The 26,029-nt window shown below is 56.5% G+C and carries 23 protein-coding genes; 18 read left to right on the top strand and 5 right to left on the bottom strand.

The genetic code is table 11. The features are described from left to right. Nucleotides 1–27 precede the first annotated feature (27 nt). Both V7Q49_RS11895 and V7Q49_RS11890 read left to right on the top strand, forming a co-directional pair. Nucleotides 28–1,233, top strand: coding sequence for a sugar efflux transporter (locus V7Q49_RS11895; RefSeq protein WP_333851473.1), 1,206 nt, complete (start codon nucleotides 28–30; stop codon nucleotides 1,231–1,233). A 201-nt stretch (nucleotides 1,234–1,434) separates the two neighbouring features. Continuing rightward, the gene (locus tag V7Q49_RS11890) at nucleotides 1,435–1,587 is read left to right on the top strand and encodes a Hok/Gef family protein (RefSeq protein ID WP_106994224.1); all 153 of its coding nucleotides are present in this window, start codon (nucleotides 1,435–1,437) and stop codon (nucleotides 1,585–1,587) included. A gap of 94 nt (nucleotides 1,588–1,681) precedes the next feature. Here V7Q49_RS11890 and leuD read toward each other — a convergent pair whose 3' ends face one another. The 5 genes from leuD to leuL all read right to left on the bottom strand — a co-directional run bounded on the left by leuD (nucleotide 1,682) and on the right by leuL (nucleotide 6,543). Next, entirely contained in the window at nucleotides 1,682–2,287 is a 606-nt protein-coding gene (gene leuD, locus V7Q49_RS11885) for a 3-isopropylmalate dehydratase small subunit (RefSeq protein WP_333851469.1), read from the bottom strand. A 10-nt stretch (nucleotides 2,288–2,297) separates the two neighbouring features. Then, complete coding sequence (gene leuC, locus V7Q49_RS11880; RefSeq protein WP_333851467.1) at nucleotides 2,298–3,698, bottom strand: 3-isopropylmalate dehydratase large subunit; 1,401 nt, start codon at nucleotides 3,696–3,698, stop codon at nucleotides 2,298–2,300. Nucleotides 3,699–3,700: 2 nt separating this feature from the next. Continuing rightward, complete coding sequence (leuB, locus tag V7Q49_RS11875; RefSeq protein WP_333851465.1) at nucleotides 3,701–4,792, bottom strand: 3-isopropylmalate dehydrogenase; 1,092 nt, start codon at nucleotides 4,790–4,792, stop codon at nucleotides 3,701–3,703. Further along, complete coding sequence (leuA, locus tag V7Q49_RS11870) at nucleotides 4,792–6,363, bottom strand: 2-isopropylmalate synthase (protein ID WP_313824003.1); 1,572 nt, start codon at nucleotides 6,361–6,363, stop codon at nucleotides 4,792–4,794. The genes leuB and leuA overlap by 1 nt, the downstream gene beginning before the upstream one ends. Before the next feature lie 93 nt (nucleotides 6,364–6,456). Continuing rightward, a complete protein-coding gene (gene leuL, locus V7Q49_RS23540) occupies nucleotides 6,457–6,543 on the bottom strand; it encodes a leu operon leader peptide (RefSeq protein ID WP_103178258.1) in 87 nt (28 codons plus the stop codon). 634 nt (nucleotides 6,544–7,177) lie between these two features. Here leuL and leuO point away from each other — a divergent pair. The 16 genes from leuO to V7Q49_RS11790 all read left to right on the top strand — a co-directional run bounded on the left by leuO (nucleotide 7,178) and on the right by V7Q49_RS11790 (nucleotide 26,029). Next, nucleotides 7,178–8,122 (top strand): transcriptional regulator LeuO, encoded by a 945-nt coding sequence (leuO, locus tag V7Q49_RS11865; RefSeq protein WP_333851460.1) that lies wholly within the window; start codon nucleotides 7,178–7,180, stop codon nucleotides 8,120–8,122. A gap of 385 nt (nucleotides 8,123–8,507) precedes the next feature. Then, complete coding sequence (gene ilvI, locus V7Q49_RS11860; protein ID WP_333851457.1) at nucleotides 8,508–10,232, top strand: acetolactate synthase 3 large subunit; 1,725 nt, start codon at nucleotides 8,508–8,510, stop codon at nucleotides 10,230–10,232. Nucleotide 10,233: 1 nt separating this feature from the next. Then, entirely contained in the window at nucleotides 10,234–10,725 is a 492-nt protein-coding gene (ilvN, locus tag V7Q49_RS11855) for an acetolactate synthase small subunit (RefSeq protein ID WP_032616525.1), read from the top strand. A 179-nt stretch (nucleotides 10,726–10,904) separates the two neighbouring features. Beyond that, nucleotides 10,905–11,909 (top strand): catabolite repressor/activator, encoded by a 1,005-nt coding sequence (cra, locus tag V7Q49_RS11850; protein WP_333851454.1) that lies wholly within the window; start codon nucleotides 10,905–10,907, stop codon nucleotides 11,907–11,909. A gap of 599 nt (nucleotides 11,910–12,508) precedes the next feature. Continuing rightward, complete coding sequence (gene mraZ, locus V7Q49_RS11845) at nucleotides 12,509–12,967, top strand: division/cell wall cluster transcriptional repressor MraZ (protein WP_103178262.1); 459 nt, start codon at nucleotides 12,509–12,511, stop codon at nucleotides 12,965–12,967. A gap of 2 nt (nucleotides 12,968–12,969) precedes the next feature. Then, a complete protein-coding gene (rsmH, locus tag V7Q49_RS11840) occupies nucleotides 12,970–13,911 on the top strand; it encodes a 16S rRNA (cytosine(1402)-N(4))-methyltransferase RsmH (protein WP_333851452.1) in 942 nt (313 codons plus the stop codon). Next, the gene (ftsL, locus tag V7Q49_RS11835) at nucleotides 13,908–14,273 is read left to right on the top strand and encodes a cell division protein FtsL (protein ID WP_333851450.1); all 366 of its coding nucleotides are present in this window, start codon (nucleotides 13,908–13,910) and stop codon (nucleotides 14,271–14,273) included. Before rsmH ends, ftsL begins: the two co-directional genes overlap by 4 nt. Nucleotides 14,274–14,288: 15 nt before the next feature. Beyond that, nucleotides 14,289–16,055, top strand: coding sequence for a peptidoglycan glycosyltransferase FtsI (locus tag V7Q49_RS11830; protein WP_333851448.1), 1,767 nt, complete (start codon nucleotides 14,289–14,291; stop codon nucleotides 16,053–16,055). Beyond that, entirely contained in the window at nucleotides 16,042–17,529 is a 1,488-nt protein-coding gene (murE, locus tag V7Q49_RS11825) for a UDP-N-acetylmuramoyl-L-alanyl-D-glutamate--2,6-diaminopimelate ligase (RefSeq protein ID WP_333851446.1), read from the top strand. Before V7Q49_RS11830 ends, murE begins: the two co-directional genes overlap by 14 nt. Continuing rightward, nucleotides 17,526–18,881 carry a UDP-N-acetylmuramoyl-tripeptide--D-alanyl-D-alanine ligase gene (gene murF, locus V7Q49_RS11820; RefSeq protein WP_333851445.1) on the top strand — a complete coding sequence of 452 codons (1,356 nt, stop codon included), beginning with the start codon at nucleotides 17,526–17,528 and terminating at the stop codon, nucleotides 18,879–18,881. The genes murE and murF overlap by 4 nt, the downstream gene beginning before the upstream one ends. After that, complete coding sequence (gene mraY / locus V7Q49_RS11815; RefSeq protein ID WP_333851444.1) at nucleotides 18,875–19,957, top strand: phospho-N-acetylmuramoyl-pentapeptide-transferase; 1,083 nt, start codon at nucleotides 18,875–18,877, stop codon at nucleotides 19,955–19,957. The genes murF and mraY overlap by 7 nt, the downstream gene beginning before the upstream one ends. 2 nt (nucleotides 19,958–19,959) lie before the next feature. Then, nucleotides 19,960–21,276, top strand: coding sequence for a UDP-N-acetylmuramoyl-L-alanine--D-glutamate ligase (gene murD, locus V7Q49_RS11810; RefSeq protein WP_333851442.1), 1,317 nt, complete (start codon nucleotides 19,960–19,962; stop codon nucleotides 21,274–21,276). Further along, the gene (gene ftsW, locus V7Q49_RS11805; protein ID WP_333851440.1) at nucleotides 21,276–22,520 is read left to right on the top strand and encodes a cell division protein FtsW; all 1,245 of its coding nucleotides are present in this window, start codon (nucleotides 21,276–21,278) and stop codon (nucleotides 22,518–22,520) included. The genes murD and ftsW overlap by 1 nt, the downstream gene beginning before the upstream one ends. Further along, nucleotides 22,517–23,581: an undecaprenyldiphospho-muramoylpentapeptide beta-N-acetylglucosaminyltransferase gene (murG, locus tag V7Q49_RS11800; RefSeq protein ID WP_333851438.1), complete on the top strand. Its 1,065-nt coding sequence runs from the start codon at nucleotides 22,517–22,519 to the stop codon at nucleotides 23,579–23,581. The genes ftsW and murG overlap by 4 nt, the downstream gene beginning before the upstream one ends. A 59-nt stretch (nucleotides 23,582–23,640) precedes the next feature. Beyond that, nucleotides 23,641–25,116, top strand: coding sequence for a UDP-N-acetylmuramate--L-alanine ligase (murC, locus tag V7Q49_RS11795; protein WP_333851436.1), 1,476 nt, complete (start codon nucleotides 23,641–23,643; stop codon nucleotides 25,114–25,116). Continuing rightward, nucleotides 25,109–26,029, top strand: a complete 921-nt coding sequence (locus V7Q49_RS11790; RefSeq protein ID WP_333851434.1) for a D-alanine--D-alanine ligase — start codon at nucleotides 25,109–25,111, stop codon at nucleotides 26,027–26,029. Before murC ends, V7Q49_RS11790 begins: the two co-directional genes overlap by 8 nt.

Genomic DNA, 26,029 nt, shown 5'->3' with positions numbered 1-26,029 from the left:
TTTCACTTGCGCTAAAGGGAACAGGTAATGCTCTGGTTAATGACGATGGGACGCCGTCTCAACGGTGTGTATGCTGCCTTTATGGTGGTGGCGTTTATGATGGGCGTCGCCGGTGCGTTGCAGGCCCCGACCCTGAGCCTGTTCCTGAGCCGTGAGGTGGGTGCTCAGCCTTTCTGGGTGGGGATTTTTTACACCGTCAACGCCGTCGCCGGGATCCTGGTCAGCCTGTGGCTGGCGAAGCGATCGGACAGCCAGGGCGATCGCCGCAAGTTGATCCTCTTTTGCTGCGCGATGGCGATCGGCAACGCGCTGCTGTTTGCCTTTAACCGTCACTATCTGACCTTACTCACCTGCGGCGTGCTGCTGGCTTCACTGGCCAATACCGCCATGCCGCAGCTGTTTGCTCTCGCGCGGGAATATGCCGATAGCTCCGCGCGGGAAGTGGTGATGTTCAGCTCGGTGATGCGTGCTCAGCTTTCTCTGGCGTGGGTCATCGGCCCGCCGCTGGCCTTTATGCTGGCCCTCAACTATGGCTTTACCGCCATGTTCTCTATTGCGGCGGCCATTTTTGCCATTAGCCTGGGGCTGATTGCCTTCGCGCTGCCCTCCGTTTCCCGGGTAGACTCCGCAGACGCGGTACCGGTGACCCAGGTCAGCGGCTGGAAAGACAAAAATGTCCGCAGGCTGTTTATCGCCTCCACGCTGATGTGGACCTGCAACACCATGTACATCATCGACATGCCGCTGTGGATCAGCAGCGATCTGGGCCTGCCGGACAAGCTGGCCGGGATCTTAATGGGCACCGCTGCCGGGCTGGAAATTCCGGCGATGATCCTTGCCGGTTATTACGTTAAATACTTCGGTAAACGTCGGATGATGGTGATTGCGGTGGCAGCGGGTGTGCTGTTTTATCTGGGTCTGATCCTCTTTCACAGCCGCGAAGCGCTACTCGCTCTGCAGCTGTTTAATGCGGTCTTTATCGGCATCGTCGCCGGGATTGGCATGCTCTGGTTCCAGGACCTGATGCCGGGGCGGGCAGGTTCAGCCACTACCTTGTTTACCAACAGCATTTCAACCGGGGTCATTCTGGCGGGGATTATCCAGGGCGCGCTGGCGCAAAACTATGGTCACTACCGGGTGTACTGGGTGATTGCGGCGATTTCGCTGGTGGCGCTGGTGCTGACCTGGCGGGTAAAAGAGACTGAAATTCTGGAAGGCGGCTTCACGAAATGAGAGCCCATTCTGACAGCAGGACGGATTACGAATAGAGTTCACGCGGGTGCTTGAGGCTGTTTGCCTGAAGCATTGCTGGAAGGGTAGACAGAAGAAAGCCCCACTCAACGTAACATTGATGTGAGGCTACCCAACCAACCAACACAACTAAGCCCTGTGAGGGTAGCCTCTTCATCGCTGGAAAGCAATAAGGTGGCTGGAATGCCAAAACGTACTCTGCTGTTAGGTTTGTTGATGATCTGTATGACGTTATTGATCTTCACCTGGATGGTGCGCGACTCGCTGTGTGAGCTGCGATACAGACAGGACCATACAGAGCTGGCGGCAGTGTTAGCTTGCGAAGTGAAACGTTAAGGCGAGGGCGGGGAGAGGTTTCCCCGCCTTTCCAGAGTGAGTCGTTTGGTTGGCTCAGGCACCTTTTTAATGGCCCGCATCGCGGGCCATTAAATCAACGCATAAACGCCGGCTGTTTGTTCTCGTAGGCGGAAATCGCGTCTTCGTGCTGCAGCGTCAGCCCGATGCTGTCCAGGCCGTTGATCATGCAGTGGCGGCGGAACGCATCAATGTTAAAGCTATAGGTTTTATCCCCGGCTTTCACTTCCTGAGCTTCCAGGTCCACTTCAAACGTCATCCCCGGATGGCTCTGCACCAGCGCAAACAGCTCGTCGACCTGTGTATCGCTTAACGTCACCGGCAGCAGCTGGTTGTTGAAGCTGTTACCGTAGAAGATGTCGGCAAAGCTCGGCGCAATCACCACTTTGAAACCGTAGTCGGTCAGGGCCCAGGGCGCGTGCTCACGGGAGGAGCCGCAGCCGAAGTTTTCCCGCGCCAGCAGGATAGAAGCGCCTTTGAATTCCGGGAAGTTCAGTACGAACTCCGGGTTCGGCACTTCGCCTTTGTCATCCAGAAAACGCCAGTCGTTAAACAGATGGGCACCAAAACCGGTGCGAGTAACCTTCTGCAAAAACTGCTTCGGAATAATGGCGTCGGTATCGACGTTGGCCGCGTCCAGGGGGACCACCAGGCCAGTATGTTGGGTAAATTTCTCTGCCATGATGGTCTCCTTATTTCAGGCTGCGAATATCGGCAAAATGGCCGGTCACTGCGGCTGCCGCGGCCATCGCCGGGCTGACCAGGTGTGTGCGCCCGCCGCGCCCCTGACGACCTTCAAAGTTACGGTTACTGGTGGAGGCGCAACGCTCACCCGGGTTCAGGCGGTCGTTATTCATGGCCAGACACATGGAGCAGCCTGGCAGACGCCATTCAAAGCCCGCTTCAATGAAAATTTTATCCAGACCTTCGGCTTCCGCCTGCGCTTTTACCGGACCGGAGCCCGGCACTACCAGCGCCTGCACGCCTGCGGCCACTTTACGGCCTTTAGCCACTTCGGCTGCCGCACGTAAATCTTCGATACGCGAGTTGGTACAGGAGCCGATAAACACTTTATCAATCGCCACGTCGGTCAACGGCACGCCCGGTTTTAGCCCCATATAGGCCAGCGCCTTCTCTGCGCTGGCGCGCTCAACCGGATCGGCGAACGAGGCCGGGTCAGGAATGTTGTCGTTAACGGAGATCACCTGGCCTGGGTTAGTGCCCCAGGTCACCTGCGGTGCGATGGCCTCGGCCTGCAGGGTCACCACGGTGTCAAACTGCGCGCCCTCGTCCGTTTTCAGGGTTTTCCAGTAAGCGACCGCATCGTCGTAGTGCTGGCCTTTCGGGGCATGCAGACGATCCTTCACATAGGCGAAGGTGATCTCATCCGGGGCGACCAGACCGGCTTTTGCGCCCATCTCAATGGCCATGTTGCACAGGGTCATACGGCCTTCCATGCTCAGGGCCTGGATCGCGCTGCCGCAGAACTCCACCACATGACCGGTGCCGCCGGCGCTGCCGGTTTTACCGATGATCGCCAGCACGATGTCTTTGGCGGTGATGCCCGGGGCAGCCTCGCCGGTAACTTCAATCTTCATGGTCTTCGCGCGGCCCTGCTTCAGGGTCTGCGTCGCCAGCACATGTTCTACTTCTGAGGTGCCGATCCCGAACGCCAGCGCGCCAAAAGCGCCGTGGGTGGCGGTATGGGAGTCACCGCAGACGATAGTCATGCCCGGCAGGGTAATCCCTTGCTCCGGCCCCATCACGTGGACAATGCCCTGATACGGGTGGTTCAGGTCGTACAGCTCAACGCCAAACTCGTTGCAGTTTTTGATCAGCTCCTGCATCTGAATGCGCGCCATCTCACCGGAGGCGTTGATGTCTTTAGTCTGCGTCGAAACGTTATGGTCCATGGTCGCAAAGGTTTTGCCTGGCTGACGCACCGGGCGATGATGCGCACGCAGGCCATCAAACGCCTGCGGCGAGGTCACTTCGTGAACCAGATGACGATCGATATAGAGCAGTGGGGTTTCGTTCGGCGCTTCAAAGACTACGTGCGCATCAAATAACTTTTCGTACAACGTCTTCGCCATGATTACACCCCTTCAGCGACATAGCGGGCGATGATGTCACCCATTTCATCGGTAGTAACGGCAGCAGCGCCACGGGCCAAATCACCGGTGCGAATGCCTTCTTCCAGCGCCCGGTTGATGGCGTTTTCAATCGCCGTCGCCGCGTCGTTGGCATCCAGGCTGTAGCGCAGCAGCAGCGCCAGGGAGAGGATCTGCGCAATCGGGTTCGCAATGTTCTTACCCGCGATATCCGGCGCTGAACCGCCTGCCGGTTCGTACAGGCCAAAGCCTTCTTCGTTCAGGCTGGCGGACGGCAGCATCCCCATCGAGCCGGTGATCATCGCGCACTCGTCAGAGAGAATGTCACCGAACAGGTTAGAGCACAGCAGCACGTCGAACTGGGACGGATCTTTAATCAGCTGCATGGTGGCATTGTCGATATACATATGCGACAGCTGCACGTCCGGGTATTCCCGGGCGATTTCGTTAACGATTTCACGCCACAGGATCGAGGATTGCAGCACGTTCGCTTTATCGATCGAGGTGACTTTATGGCCACGCTTGCGGGCAGATTCGAACGCGATACGGGCGATACGTTCGATCTCAAAACGGTGATAAACCTCGGTATCAAAGGCTTTTTCGTGCTGACCGCTGCCTTCACGGCCTTTCGGCTGACCAAAGTAGATGCCGCCGGTCAGCTCGCGAACGCACAGAATGTCGAACCCGTTAGCGGCGATATCGGCGCGCAGCGGACAAAACTCTTCCAGCCCCTGGTACAGCTTTGCCGGACGCAGGTTGCTGAACAGCTTGAAATGTTTACGCAACGGCAGCAGCGCGCCGCGCTCAGGCTGCTCGGCCGGCGGCAGGTGTTCCCACTTCGGGCCACCCACGGAGCCAAACAGCACCGCGTCGGCGTTCTCGCAGCCTGTCAGGGTCGCCTGCGGCAACGGCGTGCCGTGATTATCAATGGCGATACCGCCCACATCGTAGTGGCTGGTGGTAATTTTCATCGCAAAACGGGTGCGGATCGCTTCCAGAACCTTCAGCGCCTGTGCCATAACTTCGGGGCCAATTCCGTCGCCCGGTAACACAGCAATATGGTAATTCTTCGACATTACACGGTTTCCTTATTGTTCTCTTTATTCTGAGCTTTGCGTTGCAACTCTTTTTCCACTTCAGCGGCGCGCCAGATGTTGTTCAGGACGTGAACCATCGCTTTGGCGGAGGATTCGACGATATCGGTCGCCAGGCCCACGCCATGGAAGCGGCGGCCGTTATAGTTGACCACGATATCCACCTGGCCCAGCGCGTTTTTGCCCTGGCCTTTGGCCGTCAGGTCATATTTGACCAGCTCAACGTCGTACTCGGTGACGCGGTTAATGGCCTGGTAAATGGCATCGACCGGACCGTTACCGTTGGCAGCTTCCGCTTTGATCTCATCGCCACAGGCCAGCTTAACGGAGGCGGTGGCAATATCGCTTGAACCTGACTGCACGCTGAAGTAATCCAGACGGAAATGCTCTGGCTCTTCCTGCTGCTTGTTGATAAACGCCAGCGCTTCCAGATCGTAATCGAAGACTTGTCCTTTCTTATCGGCCAGCTTCAGGAAGGCGTCGTACAGGTGATCCATGTTGTAATCGGTCTCTTTATAACCCATCTCTTCCATGCGGTGTTTTACCGCAGCACGGCCAGAGCGGGAGGTCAGGTTCAACTGCACCTGGTTCAGACCGATAGATTCCGGGGTCATGATCTCGTAGTTTTCGCGGTTCTTCAGCACGCCGTCCTGGTGGATACCGGAGGAGTGGGCAAAGGCCCCGGTGCCGACAATCGCTTTGTTCGCCGGGACCGGCATGTTGCAGATCTGGCTGACGGTCTGGCTGGTGCGCCAGATTTCGTGGTGATTAATGCGGGTCTGCACATTCATGATGTCTTTGCGCACTTTGATCGCCATGATCACTTCTTCCAGCGAACAGTTGCCCGCACGCTCACCGATACCGTTCATGGCGCCTTCTACCTGACGCGCTCCGGCATGGACGGCTGCAATGGCGTTACCTACCGCCAGGCCCAAATCGTCATGGGTGTGAACGGAGATAATCGCTTTATCAATGTTCGGCACACGTTCATACAGCCCGGTAATGATGTTGGAGAATTCGAACGGCATGGTGTAGCCGACGGTGTCCGGGATGTTGATGGTGGTGGCACCGGCACGGATCGCCGCTTCAACCACACGGGCTAAATCTTCAATTGGCGTACGGCCTGCGTCTTCGCAGGAGAACTCAACGTCGTCGGTGTAGTTACGGGCGCGTTTCACCATATAGATGGAGCGCTCAATCACCTCATCCAGCGTGCTGCGCAGCTTGGTGGCGATGTGCATTGGTGAAGTAGCAATAAAGGTATGAATTCGGAAAGCTTCAGCAATTTTCAGCGACTCAGCGGCCACGTCGATGTCCTTCTCGACGCAGCGGGCCAGGGCGCATACACGGCTATTTTTGATGGTGCGGGCAATGGTCTGAACGGATTCGAAATCACCCGGAGAAGAGACCGGGAAGCCCACCTCCATCACGTCCACGCCCATACGTTCAAGGGCCAGAGCAATCTGCAATTTCTCTTTAACGCTCAGGCTTGCCTGTAATGCCTGTTCACCGTCACGTAAGGTCGTATCGAAAATAATGACTTGCTGGCTCATGGGTTAGGTCCTTGTCTGTATTTGGGCGCCTTGCTACGAGCATAAAAAAACCCGCGCAGTGGCGCGGGTTTTTTGTGTTAACCAGAGAACGATTCAACGCTGAATTTCGCCCGCCAGTCTACCGCGCACAGTGGATGCGTTTAGTAGTAGTAGACCGGTGAAACGAATGCTGCGAATCATGAATCATGCCCCAGATAAATAAGATATGCTTTTAGTGGTACTGGATACGCGGTTTGATGTCAACCCCTGTGAAGTGAAAACGATGGTTCAGCCTTCCAGCCTCAAACGATGAAGTTAGCTTATTGTGCTGGTTTTTCCGTTTTTGGCGATTTTGTTATTCTGCCGGATTAGGCTAAATACATCGACAGAATTATTTGAATATACTTGATTGCAATTATTCAAACTTTCGAAACAATAGGTTTGCCTTTTGAAGTCTTTAACTTTCATTACGTTAGCCAGATGCTAAGCGTATAAAGCAGACGGAAGTAATGTTAGTGATAATAAAATGTTAACCATTTAAATTAAGTTGCCATTAATAATTCATTAAAACTTAAATAACCCTTAACTAAACGCCATATTGTTTATTTGTGTGATTTATGGTTTCATTCGAATCATTAGCTCAAAGATATGTTTCACCTTATCTGAGCACGTTCTCGTGTTTTATTTCTTATCCCTGTCGCGGTTGACGGGTATTTATATATTCCTAATTTGTAACATTTCTCTTTTTCTTGTTTTATATGCGTGGTAAATCATATTTTTAAAAATGATTATTGCTGACGAGTAAAGGGAGCTTAGTGTGACAGTGGAGCAGGATATGTCTGAAGAAAAAAGTGAAAAACCGGCAGCATTCGACGGGGCAAAACCGCAGCTTCGTACGGTTGATTTGAATCTGTTAACGGTCTTTGACGCAGTGATGCAAGAGCAAAATATCACGCGCGCCGCCCAGTCTCTGGGGATGTCACAGCCCGCCGTCAGTAATGCCGTCGCCAGGCTCAAGGTGATGTTTAATGACGAATTATTTGTGCGCTATGGCCGTGGGATCCAGCCTACGGCGCGTGCATTCCAGCTGTTTGCCTCGGTCCGCCAGGCACTGCAGCTCGTACAGAATGAACTCCCGGGTTCGGGTTTCGACTCGTCGAGCAGCGAACGTATTTTTCATTTATGCGTTTGCAGTCCGCTCGATAATTATTTGACCTCGCTTATTTATAATCAGGTTGAACAGGTCGCGCCTAATATTCATCTGGTGTTCAAGTCTTCCCTTAACCAGAATACGGAACATCAGCTGCGTTATCAGGAAACTGAGTTTGTGATTGGCTATGAAGAGTTCCGCCGTCCGGAATTTTCCTGCGTACCCTTATTCAAAGATGAAATGGTGCTGGTAACCAGCAAATCACACCCACGCCTGCTTGGTACGCTGCTGGAGAGCGATATTTATCGTGAGCAGCATGCGGTTGTCGCTCTCGATCGCTACGCCTCCTTTAGCCAGCCGTGGTACGACACCCCGGATAAACAGGCCTGCGTGGCATATCAGGGAATGGCAATGGTCAGCGTATTAAATGTCGTCTCGCAAACGCAGCTGGTTGCCATTGCGCCGCGGTGGCTGGTAGAGGAGTTTGCCGAGCCGCTGAATCTGAGGATATTACCGCTGCCGTTGAACCTTAACTCGCGCACGTGCTATCTCTCCTGGCACGAGGCTGCCGGGCGCGATAAAGGCCATCAATGGATGGAAGAGCTGCTGGTGAGCGTGTGCCGCCGCTAAACGACGCCAGGATAAATGGCCCTGTTCTTGCTCTTTATCCTGATTTTATTTTAATTTCTGAAATTTTATTCTGTAGCCGTTTTTTTTACTGCCGCTTCCCGGCGGTAAAATTGCATGAATTACTGCACCTTTCCCTTTTTAAATGATGAATGCGCAAGCCTCTTCGTTATCGTAGTTGATTTATCCATAACAAAGATTAATACCTCATTTTTCTTCTTTCGCGTTTATGCGCCCGTACAGGTTTGCTAATTGCCTGCCTTTCGGCGAGCGGTTATGGTAACTGTCACTCTGCACAATAAAAAACGCCAGGGGAGACCCTGACAAAAAAGACGGCTCAGTGCATATTTCTCCTGTCCGTCTGAAACGATAAGCCTGGAGGCTAATCATGGAGATGTTGTCTGGCGCCGAAATGGTCGTCCGATCGTTAATCGATCAGGGCGTGAAGCAAGTGTTCGGTTACCCCGGGGGCGCGGTCCTCGATATTTACGATGCGCTACATACCGTGGGCGGTATCGATCACGTTCTGGTGCGCCATGAGCAAGCCGCCGTACATATGGCCGATGGACTGGCGCGTGCGACAGGTGAAGTTGGCGTGGTGCTGGTGACATCCGGCCCCGGTGCGACCAACGCCATTACGGGTATTGCCACGGCCTATATGGACTCCATTCCGATGGTGGTGCTCTCCGGTCAGGTTGCAACCTCGCTGATTGGCTACGATGCCTTTCAGGAGTGCGACATGGTCGGCATCTCCCGCCCGGTGGTGAAACACAGTTTCCTGGTCAAACAGACGGAAGATATTCCCGGCGTGTTGAAAAAAGCCTTCTGGCTGGCAGCGAGCGGGCGTCCGGGACCGGTGGTGGTTGACCTGCCTAAAGATATCCTCAATCCGGCGAACAAACTGCCGTACGTCTGGCCGGAATCGGTCAGCATGCGCTCTTACAATCCCACCACTCAGGGGCACAAAGGCCAGATCAAGCGGGCGTTGCAGACTCTGGTGACGGCGAAAAAACCGGTGGTGTATGTCGGCGGCGGGGCAGTCAACGCTAAGTGTGAAACGCAGCTGCGTGCGCTTATCGAAAAGCTGAACCTACCGGTGGCCTCTTCATTAATGGGTTTAGGCGCTTTCCCGGCCACTCACCGTCAGGCACTCGGCATGCTCGGGATGCATGGCACCTATGAAGCCAACATGACGATGCACAATTCCGACGTCATTTTTGCTGTCGGGGTGCGCTTTGACGATCGCACTACCAACAACCTGGCGAAGTATTGTCCGAACGCCACGGTGCTGCACATTGATATCGATCCAACCTCCATTTCCAAAACCGTCCCGGCGGATGTGCCCATTGTTGGCGACGCGCGTCTGGTACTAGAACAGATGCTGGAACTGCTGGGGCAGGAAAACGACGTTCAGCCGCTCGATGAGATCCGAGACTGGTGGTTACAGATCGAGCAGTGGCGCGCCCGCCAGTGCCTGAAATACGACACCCAAAGTGAAAGCATCAAGCCGCAGGCGGTAATTGAAACCATCTGGCGACTGACAAAAGGCGAGGCTTACGTGACCTCGGACGTGGGTCAGCACCAGATGTTTGCCGCCCTCTATTATCCGTTTGATAAGCCGCGTCGTTGGATCAATTCCGGTGGCCTCGGCACCATGGGCTTTGGCCTGCCAGCCGCGCTGGGCGTGAAGCTGGCGTTACCGAACGAAACGGTGGTCTGCGTGACCGGCGATGGCAGCATTCAGATGAACATTCAGGAGCTGTCCACTGCGCTGCAGTACGACCTGCCGGTACTGGTCCTTAACCTGAACAACGGTTATCTGGGCATGGTGAAGCAGTGGCAGGACATGATCTATTCGGGCCGTCATTCACAGTCATACATGAAGTCGCTGCCTGATTTTGTCCGTCTGGCCGAAGCCTACGGCCACATTGGTATGCGCATCAGCAATCCGGCAGAGCTGGAGGCGAAGCTCAGCGAAGCGCTTGAGCACGTTAACAACAACCGCCTGGTGTTTGTCGATGTCGTGGTTGATGGCACAGAGCATGTCTATCCGATGCATATTCGCGGCGGCGGTATGGATGAAATGTGGTTAAGCAAAACGGAGAGAACCTGATATGCGCCGGATATTATCTGTATTACTGGAAAACGAGTCCGGCGCGCTGTCGCGCGTGATTGGGCTCTTTGCACAGCGCGGCTATAACATCGAAAGCCTGACGGTTGCCCCGACGGACGATCCCACGCTTTCGCGCATGACTATCCAGACGGTCGGTGACGCAAAGGTGCTGGAGCAGATCGAAAAGCAGCTGCACAAACTGGTTGATGTATTACGCGTCAGCGAACTGGGGCAGGGGGCTTACGTTGAACGTGAGATCATGCTGGTGAAAATTCAGGCCACCGGTTACGGGCGGGAAGAGGTGAAACGCAACGCGGACATTTTCCGCGGACAGATCATCGACGTCACCCCCTCTATCTATACCGTTCAGCTGGCCGGCACCAGTGATAAACTGGACGCCTTCCTCGCCTCGGTGCGGGATGTCGCCAAAATTGTTGAAGTCGCACGTTCGGGCGTCGTGGGGCTTTCCCGCGGCGACAAAGTGATGCGTTAAGGATAAAAGATTCGCCTCTCGCTTGCCCGGTGTGAATGACCGGGCTTTTTTTTGCGTACAGACGCCGCTGCACCGACAAAAGCGGTTGCTGCACAGGCTATTCTGCGCTTAGATGTTACAAGATTTAGCCATAACCCTGACGAGGTCATGGACTCTTTTCTTTTTTTTAAGGGGCAATTGTGAAACTGGATGAAATCGCCAGGCTAGCCGGTGTGTCGCGAACGACGGCAAGCTATGTGATTAACGGTAAAGCGAAGCAGTATCGTGTCAGCGATAAGACCGTTGAGAAAGTCATGGCAGTGGTTCGTGAACATAACTACCATCCGAATGCCGTCGCGGCAGGTTTACGTGCCGGGCGCACCCGTTCGATCGGTCTGGTGATCCCGGATCTGGAAAATACCAGCTACACCCGGATCGCAAACTACCTTGAGCGCCAGGCGCGTCAGCGCGGCTATCAACTGCTGATCGCCTGTTCGGAAGACCAGCCCGATAATGAAATGCGCTGCATTGAGCATCTGCTGCAACGCCAGGTTGATGCCATTATCGTTTCCACCTCGTTACCTCCTGAGCATCCCTTCTATCAGCGTTGGGCCAACGATGCATTTCCGATTGTCGCTCTCGACCGAGCGTTAGATCGTGAGCACTTCACCAGCGTGGTCGGTGCGGATCAGGACGATGCTGAAATGCTGGCGGCAGAGCTCCGCACCTTCCCGGCGGAAAATGTCCTCTATCTGGGGGCTCTGCCGGAACTCTCCGTGAGTTTCCTGCGTGAACAGGGTTTCCGCACCGCCTGGAAAGACGATCCTCGTGAAGTCGATTATCTCTACGCCAACAGCTACGAGCGCGAAGCCTCTGCCCAGCTGTTTGAGAAGTGGCTGGAGACCCATCCGATGCCGCAGGCGCTGTTCACCACCTCGTTTGCGCTGTTGCAGGGGGTGATGGACGTGACGCTGCGTCGTGAAGGTAAGCTCCCGTCAGATCTGGCGATTGCCACCTTCGGCGATCATGAGCTGCTCGATTTCCTGCAGTGCCCGGTACTGGCCGTCGCACAGCGTCATCGCGACGTGGCCGAGCGGGTGCTGGAGATTGTGCTGGCGAGTCTCGATGAGCCGCGCAAGCCGAAACCGGGCCTGACACGTATCCGTCGTAATCTCTATCGTCGCGGCATATTAAGCCGCGTGTAGTGACCACAGGGCAGCGGAAGCTGCCCTGAATTTCTCATCCTGAATCAACGTATTAATTCCCACATTCTTTTTAAGATAATTCCTTTAAAATCTTTGCCTGCTACGCGTTTTAATTCTCTTTACTGAGGAAAACGTTGTTTCATATTTATTTAGTCGTCATTTATGCAGATAATTGTATTATTTTGTTACATAACCCATCGCCAGTGCTGAATTATCAGCCGTTTTTACTCTCTGTTTTTGCCCGTATACGCCTGCCTGTGAGAGGCTTCGCGCCCGCGCTGCATCTGGCGCTGTCATCCCCCTGCAATATGGCTTAAAATGCCGCCCGCGTCGCAAACTGACACTTTATATTTACCTGCGATGATATGAGTGTTTTTTAAGACGGGTATGCATATTCGCGTTTTTTCTCACAAATATTCATCACGTTAATTTTGCCGCGCCAGTTGTGCAGTTAATAACCGGGTTAACTTCCATTCGTAAATCAGTGGCATTTAGACAGATGTCGCGGAAGTCCTGGCTTGACAAGCTTTTCCATCGCTCCGTAAACTCCCTTAAGTGGGAATTTGTGGGTTAAAGTGGTGAGGAGGGGTGAGACTGGCATGTTCCGTGGAGCGACGTTAGTTAATCTCGACAGCAAAGGGCGTTTGTCGGTACCAACCCGATATCGCGACCAGCTGAACGAGAGCGCTTCTGGTCAAATGGTCTGCACCATTGACATCAACCACGCCTGCCTGCTGCTTTACCCCTTGCCTGAATGGGAAATCATTGAGCAAAAGCTGTCTCGACTGTCGAGCATGAACCCGCAGGAACGCCGCGTGCAGCGGCTGTTATTGGGTCATGCCAGTGAATGTCAGATGGACAGCGCGGGGCGTTTATTGATTGCGCCCGTGCTGCGGCAGCATGCCGGTCTGACAAAAGAAGTGATGCTGGTCGGACAGTTCAATAAGTTTGAACTGTGGGATGAAACGGCCTGGTATCAACGGGTCAAGGAAGATATCGACGCTGAGCAGTCTGATTCCGCAACATTGTCGGAACGATTGCAGGATTTGTCTCTATAAATATGATGGAAAATTATAAACATACGACGGTGCTACTGGATGAGGCCGTCAACGGCCTGAATATTCGTCCTGATGGCATCTATATTGATGGCACTTTTGGCCGGGGTGGCCACTCACGTTTGATCCTCTCCCAACTGGGCGCGGACGGCCGTTTGCTGGCAATCGATCGCGATCCGCAGGCTATCGCCGTGGCGAAAACCATCGATGACCCACGCTTTTCCATCGTACATGGACCTTTCTCTGCGCTGGCTGAGTACGTCAGTGAGCGCGATTTAACCGGTAAGATTGACGGGATCCTCCTCGATCTTGGCGTCTCCTCACCTCAGCTTGACGATGCTGAACGCGGCTTCTCCTTTATGCGCGATGGTCCACTGGACATGCGTATGGATCCGACGCGCGGCCAGTCTGCCTCCGAGTGGCTGCAAACGGCAGAAGAAGCGGATATCGCCTGGGTGATCAAAACCTTCGGGGAAGAGCGCTTTGGCAAACGTATTGCCCGCGCCATCGTGGAACGTAACCGCATTGAACCCATGACCCGCACCAAAGAGCTGGCGGAAGTGATCGCTGCGGCAACGCCGGTGAAGGATAAGTACAAACACCCGGCGACCCGCACCTTCCAGGCCATTCGTATCTGGGTTAACAGCGAGCTCGACGAGATCGAGCAGGCGCTGAAAAGTTCGCTTAACGTGCTGGCTCCGGGAGGCCGTTTGTCGGTTATCAGCTTCCATTCGCTGGAAGACCGCATTGTGAAGCGCTTTATGCGTGAGCAAAGCCGTGGTCCGCAGGTGCCGGCCGGGTTACCGATGACGGAAGAGCAACTCAAAAAACTGGGCGGTCGCCAGCTGCGCGCCTTAGGCAAATTAATGCCGGGCGAAGCGGAAGTGGACGAGAACCCACGCGCCCGCAGTTCAGTACTGCGCATCGCAGAAAGGACCAGTGCATGATCGGCAGAGTGGCAGGTACCCTCAGCAAGGTAAAAGAGACGTTAGGCAGCAACGAGCGTCATGCCTTGCCGGGCGTCATCTGGGACGACCTGTTGCGTTTCGGCAAGCTGCCACTGTGCCTGTTCATTTGCATTATTGTGTCGGCGGTCACCGTAGTGACCACCGCTCACCATACCCGTTTGTTAACGGCGCAGCGCGAACAGCTGGTGCTGGAGCGTGATGCGCTGGATATCGAGTGGCGAAATCTGATCCTCGAAGAAAATGCGCTCGGCGATCATAGCCGGGTTGAACGGATCGCAACGGAAAAGCTGCAGATGCAGCATGTTGATCCTTCTCAGGAAAATATCGTAGTACAAAAATAAGGGAAAACGCGACGCATGAAATCCGCGGCGAAGGCGCTTAAACCAAAACGTCAGGAAGAACAGGCCAGCTTTATCAGCTGGCGTTTTGCGTTGCTTTGCGGCTGCATTTTACTGGCGCTGGGTTTCCTGCTGGGACGTGTGGCGTGGCTGCAAATCATTGCTCCCGACATGCTGGTGCGTCAGGGCGATATGCGTTCCCTGCGCGTGCAGGAGGTCTCCACCTCGCGTGGTCTGATCACCGACCGTTCCGGGCGTCCGCTGGCGGTCAGCGTGCCGGTGAAAGCGATCTGGGCGGATCCGAAAGAGCTGCATGACGCTGGCGGGATCTCCCTCGATAACCGCTGGAAGGCCCTGGCTGACGCGCTGAAAATGCCGCTCGATCAGCTGGCGGCTCGCGTCAACGCCAACCCGAAAGGGCGCTTTATCTATCTGGCGCGTCAGGTTAACCCTGACATGGCCGACTACATCAAAAAGCTGAAGCTGCCCGGCATTCACCTGCGTGAAGAGTCGCGTCGCTACTACCCGTCCGGAGAAGTCACCGCGCACCTGATCGGCTTTACCAACGTCGACAGCCAGGGCATTGAGGGCGTCGAGAAGAGTTTCGATAAGTGGCTGACCGGCCAGCCGGGCGAACGTGTAGTGCGTAAAGACCGCTACGGCCGCGTGATTGAAGATATCTCTTCCACGGACAGCCAGGCGGCGCACAACCTGGCGCTGAGCATCGACGAACGTCTGCAGGCGCTGGTGTATCGTGAGCTGAATAACGCCGTGGCGTTCAACAAGGCGGAATCGGGCAGTGCGGTACTGGTGGATGTCAGCACCGGCGAAGTGTTGGCGATGGCCAACAGCCCGTCCTATAACCCGAACAACTTCACCGGCACTGCCAAAGATGCCATGCGTAACCGTGCCATCACCGACGTCTTCGAGCCGGGTTCAACGGTTAAACCGATGGTGGTGATGACGGCTCTGCAGCGCGGTATCGTCAATGAAAATACCGTGCTCAACACGGTGCCTTACCGAATCAACGGCCACGAAATCAAAGACGTGGCGCGTTACAGCGAATTGACCCTCACCGGGGTTTTACAGAAGTCGAGTAACGTCGGCGTTTCTAAGCTGGCGTTAGCGATGCCGTCCTCAGCGTTGGTAGAAACTTACTCGCGTTTTGGACTCGGAAAGGCGACCAATTTGGGGTTGGTCGGAGAACGCAGTGGCTTATATCCTCAAAAACAACGGTGGTCTGACATAGAGAGGGCCACCTTCTCTTTCGGCTACGGGCTAATGGTAACGCCGTTACAGTTAGCGCGTGTCTATGCAACGATTGGCAGCTATGGCGTCTATCGCCCGCTGTCGATTACCAAAGTCGATCCGCCGGTTCCCGGTGAGCGTATCTTCCCGGAATCGATCGTCCGCACCGTCGTACACATGATGGAAAGCGTGGCCCTGCCCGGCGGCGGTGGCGTGAAGGCGGCGATCAAAGGCTATCGCATCGCGATTAAAACAGGTACGGCGAAAAAAGTCGGGCCGGATGGTCGCTATATCAATAAATACATTGCATACACCGCAGGCGTTGCGCCTGCGAGTAATCCGCGTTTTGCGCTGGTGGTGGTTATCAACGATCCACAGGCGGGTAAATACTACGGTGGCGCCGTTTCCGCGCCGGTCTTCGGTGCCATCATGGGCGGCGTACTGCGCACCATGAACATCGAGCCGGATGCGCTGGCAACGGGCGAGAAAAGTGAATTTGTGATTAATCAAGGCGAGGGAACAGGTGGCAGATCGTAATTTGCGCGACCTTCTTGCTCCGTGGGTAGCTGGTTTACCTGCGCGAGTACTGCGAGAGATGGTACTCGACAGCCGTGTGGCTGCCTCGGGCGATCTTTTTGTGGCAGTAGTGGGTCATCAGGCGGACGGGCGTCGGTATATCCCGCAGGCGATAGCGCAAGGTGTAGCTGCCATTATTGCTGAGGCAAAAGATGAAGCCGCGGATGGTGAAATCCGCGAAATGCACGGCGTGCCGGTCATCTATCTCAGCCAGTTAACCGAACGTCTCTCCGCGCTGGCGGGGCGTTTCTATAATGAACCTTCTGACCAGCTGCGCCTGGTTGGCGTAACCGGCACCAACGGTAAAACCACCACCACGCAGCTGATGGCGCAGTGGGCCCAACTGCTGGGTGAAACCAGCGCGGTGATGGGTACCGTGGGTAACGGCCTGATGGGCAAAGTGAACCCAACGGAAAATACCACCGGCTCCGCCGTCGACGTGCAGCATGTGCTTGCCGGTCTGGCAGGGCAGGGCGCCACCTTCGCGGCGATGGAAGTCTCTTCTCACGGACTGGTCCAGCACCGTGTCGCGGCGCTGAAATTCGCCGCCTCCGTGTTTACTAACCTGAGCCGGGACCATCTCGACTACCATGGCGACATGGAAAACTACGAAGCGGCGAAATGGCAGCTGTATGCCACGCACCACGCCGGTCAGGCCATTATCAATGCTGATGACGAAGTGGGCCGCCGCTGGCTGGCTAAGCTGCCGGACGCCGTTGCGGTCTCCATGGCTGAGCATATCAATCCGAACTGCCACGGTCGCTGGCTGAAAGCTACCGACGTGATCTATCACGACAGCGGCGCGACCATCCGCTTTGCATCGAGCTGGGGCGAAGGCGAAATCGAAAGCCGTCTGATGGGGGCGTTCAACGTCAGCAACCTGCTGCTGGCTCTTGCCACTCTGCTGGCGCTGGGTTATCCGCTGGCGGAACTGCTCAGCACCTCCGCACGTCTGCTGCCGGTTTGCGGGCGCATGGAAGTCTTCACCGCCCCTGGCAAACCCACCGTAGTGGTGGATTACGCCCACACCCCGGATGCGCTGGAAAAAGCGCTGGAAGCGGCGCGTCTGCACTGCGCCGGTAAGCTGTGGTGTGTCTTTGGCTGCGGCGGCGATCGCGACAAAGGCAAGCGCCCGCTGATGGGTGCCATTGCCGAGCAGTTCGCGGATATCGCGGTAGTGACCGATGACAACCCGCGTACCGAAGAGCCGCGCGCCATTATCAACGACATTCTGGCCGGGATGCTCGATGCCGGGCGTGCCCGTGTTGTCGAGGGTCGCGCCGAAGCGGTGACCAACGCCATCATGCAGGCCGGTGAGAACGACGTGGTACTGCTGGCCGGTAAAGGCCATGAAGATTATCAGATCGTCGGCACCAACCGTCTGGACTACTCCGACCGTGTCACCGCGGCGCGTCTGCTGGGAGTGGTGGCATGATTAGCGTAACGCTAAGCCAGCTGGCTACTATCCTGGGCGCTGACGTCAGCGGCGAGATGACCTTCGATGCGGTCACCACCGACACGCGTAAAATCACGCCTGGCTGCCTGTTTGTGGCGCTGAAGGGTGAGCGTTTCGATGCGCATGACTTTGCTGAGCAGGCGAAAGCCGCAGGCGCGGGTGCGCTGCTGGTAAGCCGTAAACTGGATATCGACCTGCCGCAGGCGGTGGTGAAAGACACCCGCCTGGCGTTTGGTGAACTGGCGGCATGGGTTCGCCAGCAGGTTCCGGCGCGCGTCGTGGCGCTGACCGGCTCCTCCGGTAAAACCTCCGTTAAGGAGATGACCGCCGCGATCCTCAGCCAGTGTGGCAACACGCTCTATACCGCAGGCAATCTGAATAATGATATCGGCGTGCCGATGACCCTCCTGCGCCTGACCCCCGAGCATGAATATGCGGTGATCGAACTGGGTGCGAATCATCAGGGCGAAATCGCCTGGACCGTTAGCCTGACGCAGCCGGAAGCGGCGCTGGTGAATAACCTCGCGGCGGCGCACCTTGAAGGCTTCGGCTCGCTGGAAGGCGTGGCGAAGGCGAAGGGCGAGATCTACACCGGCCTGCCGGTTAACGGCATCGCCATTATGAATGCCGACAACAACGACTGGCTGAACTGGAAAAGCGTCATTGGGGATCGCAAAACCTGGCGCTTCTCACCGAATGCCGCCAACAGCGACTTCACCGCCACCAACGTGCATGTGACCTCTCACGGTACCGAATTTACGCTGCAGACCCCAACGGGGAATGTGGACGTGCTGCTGCCGCTGCCGGGTCGCCACAATATCGCCAATGCCCTGGCCGCCACCGCGCTGGCAATGGCTGTCGGCGCGCCGCTGTCGGCGATCAAAACCGGGCTGGCAAACCTGAAAGCCGTCCCCGGACGCCTGTTCCCGATCCCGCTGGCGGAAAACAAACTGCTGCTGGATGACTCCTACAACGCCAACGTTGGCTCCATGACTGCTGCGGTACAGGTGCTGTCTGAGATGCCGGGTTATCGCGTGATGGTGGTGGGCGATATGGCCGAGCTGGGCGATGAGAGCGAAGCCTGCCACACCCAGGTGGGTGAAGCGGCGAAAGCCTCCGGGATTGATCGCGTATTAAGCGCGGGTCACCTCAGTAAAAATATCAGCCAGGCCAGCGGCGTCGGTGAGCATTTTGCCGATAAAGCGGCGTTAATCGCCCGCCTTAAAGCCCTGGTCGAAGAACAACAAATTGTGACAGTTTTAGTGAAAGGTTCACGCAGTGCCGCCATGGAAGAGGTTGTGCACGCTTTACAGGAGAATGGGACATGTTAGTTTGGCTGGCCGAGCATTTGGTCAAATATTATTCCGGCTTTAACGTCTTTTCCTATCTGACGTTTCGCGCCATCGTCAGCCTGCTGACTGCGCTGTTCATCTCGCTGTGGATGGGCCCGCGCATGATTGCCCGTCTGCAAAAACTCTCTTTCGGTCAGGTTGTGCGTAACGACGGTCCGGAATCACACTTTAGTAAACGCGGCACGCCAACCATGGGCGGCATTATGATCCTCACCGCGATTGTGGTGTCGGTGCTGCTGTGGGCCTATCCATCCAACCCGTACGTCTGGTGCGTGCTGGTGGTGCTGGTGGGCTATGGCGTGATCGGTTTTGTCGATGACTACCGCAAAGTGGTGCGCAAAGACACCAAAGGGCTGATCGCCCGCTGGAAGTATTTCTGGATGTCGGTGATTGCGCTCGGCGTAGCGTTTGCGCTCTATCTGGCTGGCAAAGATACCCCGGCCACCGAGCTGGTCGTGCCGTTCTTTAAAGACGTGATGCCGCAGCTGGGGCTGTTCTACATCCTGCTGGCCTACTTCGTGATTGTCGGTACCGGCAACGCGGTAAACCTGACCGATGGTCTTGATGGCCTGGCGATCATGCCAACGGTCTTCGTCGCGGCGGGCTTTGCTCTGGTGGCGTGGGCAAGCGGCAACATGAACTTCGCCAGCTACCTGCACATTCCGTATCTGCGTCATGCCGGTGAACTGGTCATCGTCTGTACGGCGATTGTCGGCGCGGGCCTGGGCTTCCTGTGGTTTAACACCTATCCGGCGCAGGTCTTTATGGGCGACGTCGGTTCGCTGGCGCTGGGCGGCGCGTTGGGCATTATCGCCGTGCTGCTGCGTCAGGAGTTCCTGCTGGTGATCATGGGCGGCGTGTTCGTGGTTGAAACCCTGTCGGTGATCCTGCAGGTAGGCTCCTTCAAGCTGCGCGGACAGCGCATCTTCCGGATGGCGCCTATCCATCACCACTATGAACTGAAAGGCTGGCCGGAACCGCGCGTCATCGTGCGCTTCTGGATTATTTCGCTGATGCTGGTCCTGATTGGCCTGGCAACGCTGAAGGTACGTTAATCATGGCAGATTACCAGGGTAAAAAAGTCGTTATCATCGGGCTAGGCTTAACCGGCCTCTCCTGCGTGGACTTTTTCCTCGCGCGGGGCGTAACGCCTCGCGTGATGGATACGCGTGTCTCTCCACCTGGTCTGGATAAACTGCCGGAGCAGGTTGAACGCCACCTTGGTGGTCTGAATGAAGCTTGGCTGAATGCCGCGGATCTCATTGTCGCCAGCCCGGGCATCGCCCTGGCGCACCCGGCGTTAAACGCCGCGGCGGATGCGGGCGTTGAGATTGTCGGCGATATCGAACTGTTTTGCCGTGAAGCCCAGGCGCCGATCGTGGCCATTACCGGTTCCAACGGCAAAAGCACCGTGACCAGCCTGGTCGGTGAAATGGCGCAAGCCGCTGGCGTCAATGTGGGCGTGGGCGGCAACATCGGCCTGCCGGCGTTGATGCTGCTGGATGCGGCCCGCGAGCTGTATATCCTTGAGCTCTCCAGCTTCCAGCTGGAAACCACCTCCAGCCTGCAGGCGGTGGCGGCGACCATCCTCAACGTGACTGAAGATCATATGGATCGCTATCCGTTTGGTCTGCAGCAGTACCGCGCCGCCAAGCTGCGTATCTATGAAAATGCCCAGGTCTGCGTGGTGAACGCTGATGATGCACTTACCATGCCGGTACGCGGAGCGGATGAACGCTGCGTGAGCTTTGGCATCAATATGGGCGACTATCACCTGAACCGTCAGCAGGGCGAAACCTGGCTGCGGGCGAAAGGTGAGAAGGTGCTGAACGTGAAAGAGATGCACCTGACGGGTCAGCATAACTACACCAACGCCCTTGCCGCGCTGGCACTGGCGGATGCTGCCGGCTTGCCGCGTGCGACCAGCCTGAAAGCCCTGACCACCTTTAGCGGTCTGGCGCATCGCTTCCAGCTGGCGCTGGAACATAACGGCGTACGCTGGATCAACGACTCAAAAGCCACCAACGTCGGCAGCACCGAAGCGGCGCTGAATGGCCTGCACGTTGATGGCACCCTGCATCTGCTGCTGGGCGGCGACGGCAAATCAGCCGATTTCTCTTCGCTGAAGCAATATCTCAGCGGTGATAACGTGCGTCTTTACTGCTTTGGCCGTGACGGTGCCGAGCTGGCGGCGCTGCGTCCCGAGGTTGCGGAGCAGACCGACACCATGGAGCAGGCGATGCGGCTGATTGCCCCGCGCGTGAAGCCGGGTGACATGGTGCTGCTTTCTCCGGCCTGCGCCAGCCTCGATCAGTTTAAGAACTTCGAGCAACGCGGCGATCTCTTCACTCGCCTGGCGAAGGAGTTAGGCTGATGCGCTTCTCTCTCCCTCGCCCGAAAATGCCGCGCCTGCCTGGATTTGGCATCCTGGTGTGGATCTCGTCGGCGTTAAAAGGCTGGGTTATGGGCTCCCGGGATAAAGATTCCGATAGCCTGGTGATGTATGACCGCATACTGCTCTGGCTTACGCTCGGGCTGGCGGCGATTGGCTTTATTATGGTCACCTCGGCCTCAATGCCCGTCGGGCAGCGTCTGGCTAACGATCCCTTCCTGTTCGCCAAGCGTGACGGGCTGTACATCATCCTGGCATTCTGTCTGGCGATGGTGACTTTGCGTCTGCCGATGGCCTTCTGGCAGCGCCACAGTACCGCGATGCTGATCGCCTCGATCGTTATGCTGCTGGTCGTGCTGGTGGTGGGCAGCTCGGTGAACGGGGCATCGCGCTGGATTGCTTTTGGTCCGCTGCGTATTCAGCCTGCGGAATTCACCAAGCTGTCGCTGTTCTGCTACCTCGCCAACTACCTGGTGCGTAAGGTGGATGAGGTTCGTAACAACCTGCGCGGCTTCTTAAAACCAATGGGCGTGATCCTGGTGCTGGCGGTTCTGCTGCTGGCCCAGCCTGACCTCGGTACCGTGGTGGTGCTGTTCGTCACTACCCTGGCGATGCTGTTCCTGGCGGGGGCGAAACTCTGGCAGTTCATCGCCATCATCGGGATGGGGATTTCCGCAGTGGTGCTGCTGATCCTTGCCGAGCCGTATCGTATCCGCCGTGTGACCTCTTTCTGGAACCCGTGGGAAGATCCCTTCGGCAGCGGCTATCAGCTGACCCAGTCATTGATGGCCTTTGGCCGCGGTGAAGTATGGGGTCAGGGCCTGGGGAATTCAGTGCAAAAACTGGAGTATTTACCCGAGGCGCACACCGACTTCATCTTCTCCATTATTGGGGAAGAACTGGGTTATATCGGTGTGGTACTGGCACTTTTAATGGTATTCTTCGTGGCTTTCCGTGCGATGTCGATCGGCCGGAAAGCACTGGTTATCGACCACCGTTTCTCGGGTTTTTTAGCCTGTTCGATCGGTATCTGGTTCAGTTTTCAGGCTTTAGTGAACGTGGGTGCAGCAGCAGGCATGCTGCCGACCAAAGGTCTGACGTTGCCGTTAATCAGTTATGGTGGCTCGAGTCTGCTGATCATGTCGACCGCCATCATGTTTTTGCTACGTATAGATTATGAAACGCGTCTGGAAAATGCCCAGGCGTTTACACGAGGTTCACGATGAATCAACCGAAGCGGTTAATGGTGATGGCAGGCGGTACCGGCGGACATGTGTTCCCCGGGCTGGCGGTTGCGCACCATTTAATGGATCAGGGCTGGCAGGTACGCTGGCTGGGAACCGCAGACCGCATGGAGGCCGATCTGGTGCCGAAGCACGGCATTGAGATCGACTTTATCCATATCTCCGGCCTGCGCGGCAAGGGCGTTAAAGCTCTGCTGCTGGCGCCGGTGCGTATTTTCAATGCCTGGCGTCAGGCGCGGGCGATCATGAAGCGCTTTAAGCCGGACGTGGTGCTGGGGATGGGCGGTTATGTCTCGGGTCCTGGCGGACTGGCGGCGTGGTCGCTGGGGATCCCGGTTGTGCTGCATGAGCAGAACGGTATTGCAGGCCTGACCAACAAGTGGCTCTCCCGCATCGCCAGCAAAGTGATGCAGGCGTTCCCCGGCGCGTTTCCAAAGGCAGACGTGGTGGGCAACCCGGTGCGCGTAGACGTACTGGCGCTACCGTTGCCGCAGGAGCGGCTTGTCGGGCGCGAAGGCCCGGTGCGCGTGCTGGTGGTGGGCGGCTCTCAGGGCGCGCGCATTCTGAACCAGACGCTGCCGCAGGTGGCCGCGAAGCTCGGCGATGCGGTGACCATCTGGCATCAAAGCGGAAAGGGCGGTCAGCAAGCGGTCGAGCAGGCGTATGCCGACGCGGGCCAGCCGCAGCATAAAGTGACTGAATTTATCGACGACATGGCGGCGGCGTATGCCTGGGCCGATGTCGTGGTCTGCCGCTCCGGCGCGCTGACGGTGAGCGAAATTGCCGCCGCAGGCTTACCGGCGCTGTTTGTGCCGTTCCAGCACAAAGACCGTCAGCAGTACTGGAATGCGCTGCCGCTTGAGAAAGCCGGCGCCGCGAAAATTTTTGAACAGCCGCAGTTTACCGCAGACGCGGTCGCCACCACCCTGGCGGGCTGGAACCGGGAGACATTACTGGAGATGGCGCAGCACGCACGTGCCGCAGCGATCCCGGATGCAACGGAGCGGGTGGCAAAAGAAGTGAGCCTGGCAGCCCAGGTTTAACCCTCGCAGCGCGTGTTGCGCTGCACGAATTTTTTGAAGTAGTCGATGGCGTTTAGAGAATGAATACACAACAACTGGCGAAACTGCGTTCAATCGTGCCCGAGATGCGTCGCGTCCGGCACATTCACTTTGTTGGCATCGGCGGCGCCGGTATGGGCGGTATTGCCGAGGTGCTGGCGAATGAAGGCTACCAGATCAGCGGTTCCGATCTGGCGCCGAACCCTGTTACGCAACAGTTGGCCTCGCTTGGTGCGACCATCTATTTTAACCATCGCCCGGAAAACGTTCTTGATGCCAGCGTGGTCGTGGTCTCCAGCGCCATCTCTGCCGACAACCCGGAAATCGTTGCCGCACACGAAGCGCGTATCCCGGTGATCCGCCGTGCGGAGATGCTGGCCGAGCTGATGCGTTTTCGTCACGGCATCGCCATTGCCGGTACTCACGGTAAAACCACCACCACGGCGATGGTTTCCAGTATTTATGCCGAAGCGGGCCTCGATCCGACCTTCGTCAACGGCGGCCTGGTGAAAGCTGCGGGCGTGCACGCGCGCCTGGGCAACAGCCGTTATCTGATTGCCGAAGCGGATGAAAGCGACGCGTCTTTCCTCCATCTGCAGCCGATGGTGGCGATTGTCACCAACATCGAAGCCGACCATATGGATACCTACCAGGGCGACTTCGAAAATTTAAAGCAAACATTTATAAACTTTCTCCATAATCTGCCGTTTTATGGACGGGCGGTGATGTGCGTTGACGATCCGGTGATCCGTGAGCTGCTGCCGCGCGTCGGCCGTCAGATCACCACCTACGGTTTCAGCGAAGATGCCGACGTCCGTGTGGAAAGTTACAAACAGATTGGTGCGCAGGGGCATTTCACTCTCGCGCGTCAGGACAAAGAGCTGCTGCAGGTGACGCTGAATGCGCCAGGCCGTCACAACGCCCTGAACGCCGCAGCAGCCGTGGCGGTAGCAACAGAAGAAGGCATTGACGACGAAGATATTCTGCGGGCGCTGGAAAGCTTCCAGGGCACCGGTCGTCGTTTCGATTTCCTTGGCGAGTTTCCGCTGGAAACCGTTAACGGGAAAAGCGGAACCGCAATGCTGGTTGATGACTACGGCCATCACCCGACCGAAGTGGATGCGACGATCAAAGCGGCACGCGCGGGCTGGCCGGACAAAAATCTGGTTATGCTGTTCCAGCCGCACCGTTATACCCGTACCCGTGACCTGTACGACGATTTCGCAAACGTGCTGTCGCAGGTTGATGCCCTGCTGATGCTGGATGTTTACTCGGCGGGTGAAGCGGCTATTCCGGGCGCAGACAGTCGCTCTCTGTGCCGCACCATTCGCGGTCGCGGTAAGATCGACCCGATTCTGGTCTCCGATCATGCCCAGGCCGCAGCGATGCTTGCCCCGGTGTTGACCGGCAATGATTTGATTCTGGTGCAGGGCGCGGGAAATATCGGCAAGATCGCCCGTACGCTGGCTGAAATCAAACTTAAGCCGCAAATTTCGGAGGAAGAGCGTCATGGCTGATAAGATTGCGGTCCTGTCTGGCGGCACCTCTGCTGAGCGCGAGGTTTCCCTGAATTCTGGCGCAGCGGTGCTGGCAGGGCTTCGCGAAGGCGGCGTGAATGCGCATCTGGTCGATCCGAAAGAGACTGACGTGACGCGCCTGAAAGAGATGGGTTTTGCTAAAGTCTTTATCGCGTTGCACGGCCGCGGTGGTGAAGACGGTACGCTGCAGGGCTTGCTGGACATTATCGGCCTGCCTTATACCGGCAGCGGCGTGATGGCTTCGGCCATCTCTATGGACAAACTGCGCAGCAAGCTGCTGTGGCAGGGGGCCGGTTTACCGGTTGCGCCCTGGGTGGCATTGACCCGTCGTGAATTTGAGCTGGGCCTTGACGCCAGCGTTACGGAACGCATTGCGGCGCTGGGATTGCCGTTGATTGTAAAACCCAGCCGTGAAGGCTCAAGCGTAGGAATGTCTAAAGTAGACGAAGCGGGCGATATATCATCTGCATTAGCGCTGGCATTTCAACATGATGAAGAAGTTTTGATCGAAAAATGGCTCAGCGGACCGGAATTTACCGTTGCGATGCTCGGTGAAGAAATTTTACCGTCAATTCGTATCCAACCAGCTGGAACCTTCTATGATTATGAGGCGAAGTATCTCTCTGATGAGACGCAATATTTCTGCCCAAGTGGTCTGGAAGCGGAGCGTGAAGCGCTTTTAAACGCTCTGGTGCTTAAAGCCTGGCATGTACTTGGCTGCCGTGGCTGGGGACGAATCGACGTGATGCAGGATAGCGATGGGCAGTTTTATCTGCTGGAAGCCAACACCTCACCGGGTATGACCAGTCACAGCCTGGTGCCGATGGCGGCGCGCCAGGCGGGAATGAGCTTCTCGCAGTTAGTGGTTCGCATTCTGGATCAGGCGGGCTGA

Origin of the sequence: Leclercia sp., assembly GCF_036780805.1 — a bacterium.
Classification (GTDB): Bacteria; Pseudomonadota; Gammaproteobacteria; order Enterobacterales; family Enterobacteriaceae; genus Enterobacter.
Note: the sequence above shows the minus strand (reverse complement) of the source record. Positions and strands in the feature narration are given on the sequence as shown.

Excerpts from the sequence above, each read along its gene's own strand:
- V7Q49_RS11830 (WP_333851448.1), top strand. The coding sequence starts at position 14,289 with ATGAAATCCGCGGCGAAGGCGCTTAAACCAAAACGTCAGGAAGAACAG.
- mraY (WP_333851444.1), top strand. The coding sequence starts at position 18,875 with ATGTTAGTTTGGCTGGCCGAGCATTTGGTCAAATATTATTCCGGCTTT.
- leuO (WP_333851460.1), top strand. The coding sequence starts at position 7,178 with ATGTCTGAAGAAAAAAGTGAAAAACCGGCAGCATTCGACGGGGCAAAA.
- leuC (WP_333851467.1), bottom strand. The coding sequence starts at position 3,698 with ATGGCGAAGACGTTGTACGAAAAGTTATTTGATGCGCACGTAGTCTTT.
- rsmH (WP_333851452.1), top strand. The coding sequence starts at position 12,970 with ATGATGGAAAATTATAAACATACGACGGTGCTACTGGATGAGGCCGTC.
- leuB (WP_333851465.1), bottom strand. The coding sequence starts at position 4,792 with ATGTCGAAGAATTACCATATTGCTGTGTTACCGGGCGACGGAATTGGC.
- leuD (WP_333851469.1), bottom strand. The coding sequence starts at position 2,287 with ATGGCAGAGAAATTTACCCAACATACTGGCCTGGTGGTCCCCCTGGAC.
- V7Q49_RS11890 (WP_106994224.1), top strand. The coding sequence starts at position 1,435 with ATGCCAAAACGTACTCTGCTGTTAGGTTTGTTGATGATCTGTATGACG.
- murF (WP_333851445.1), top strand. The coding sequence starts at position 17,526 with ATGATTAGCGTAACGCTAAGCCAGCTGGCTACTATCCTGGGCGCTGAC.
- mraZ (WP_103178262.1), top strand. The coding sequence starts at position 12,509 with ATGTTCCGTGGAGCGACGTTAGTTAATCTCGACAGCAAAGGGCGTTTG.
- murD (WP_333851442.1), top strand. The coding sequence starts at position 19,960 with ATGGCAGATTACCAGGGTAAAAAAGTCGTTATCATCGGGCTAGGCTTA.
- ilvN (WP_032616525.1), top strand. The coding sequence starts at position 10,234 with ATGCGCCGGATATTATCTGTATTACTGGAAAACGAGTCCGGCGCGCTG.
- V7Q49_RS11895 (WP_333851473.1), top strand. The coding sequence starts at position 28 with ATGCTCTGGTTAATGACGATGGGACGCCGTCTCAACGGTGTGTATGCT.
- murG (WP_333851438.1), top strand. The coding sequence starts at position 22,517 with ATGAATCAACCGAAGCGGTTAATGGTGATGGCAGGCGGTACCGGCGGA.
- ilvI (WP_333851457.1), top strand. The coding sequence starts at position 8,508 with ATGGAGATGTTGTCTGGCGCCGAAATGGTCGTCCGATCGTTAATCGAT.
- ftsW (WP_333851440.1), top strand. The coding sequence starts at position 21,276 with ATGCGCTTCTCTCTCCCTCGCCCGAAAATGCCGCGCCTGCCTGGATTT.
- leuA (WP_313824003.1), bottom strand. The coding sequence starts at position 6,363 with ATGAGCCAGCAAGTCATTATTTTCGATACGACCTTACGTGACGGTGAA.
- ftsL (WP_333851450.1), top strand. The coding sequence starts at position 13,908 with ATGATCGGCAGAGTGGCAGGTACCCTCAGCAAGGTAAAAGAGACGTTA.
- murC (WP_333851436.1), top strand. The coding sequence starts at position 23,641 with ATGAATACACAACAACTGGCGAAACTGCGTTCAATCGTGCCCGAGATG.
- V7Q49_RS11790 (WP_333851434.1), top strand. The coding sequence starts at position 25,109 with ATGGCTGATAAGATTGCGGTCCTGTCTGGCGGCACCTCTGCTGAGCGC.
- leuL (WP_103178258.1), bottom strand. The coding sequence starts at position 6,543 with ATGATTCGCAGCATTCGTTTCACCGGTCTACTACTACTAAACGCATCC.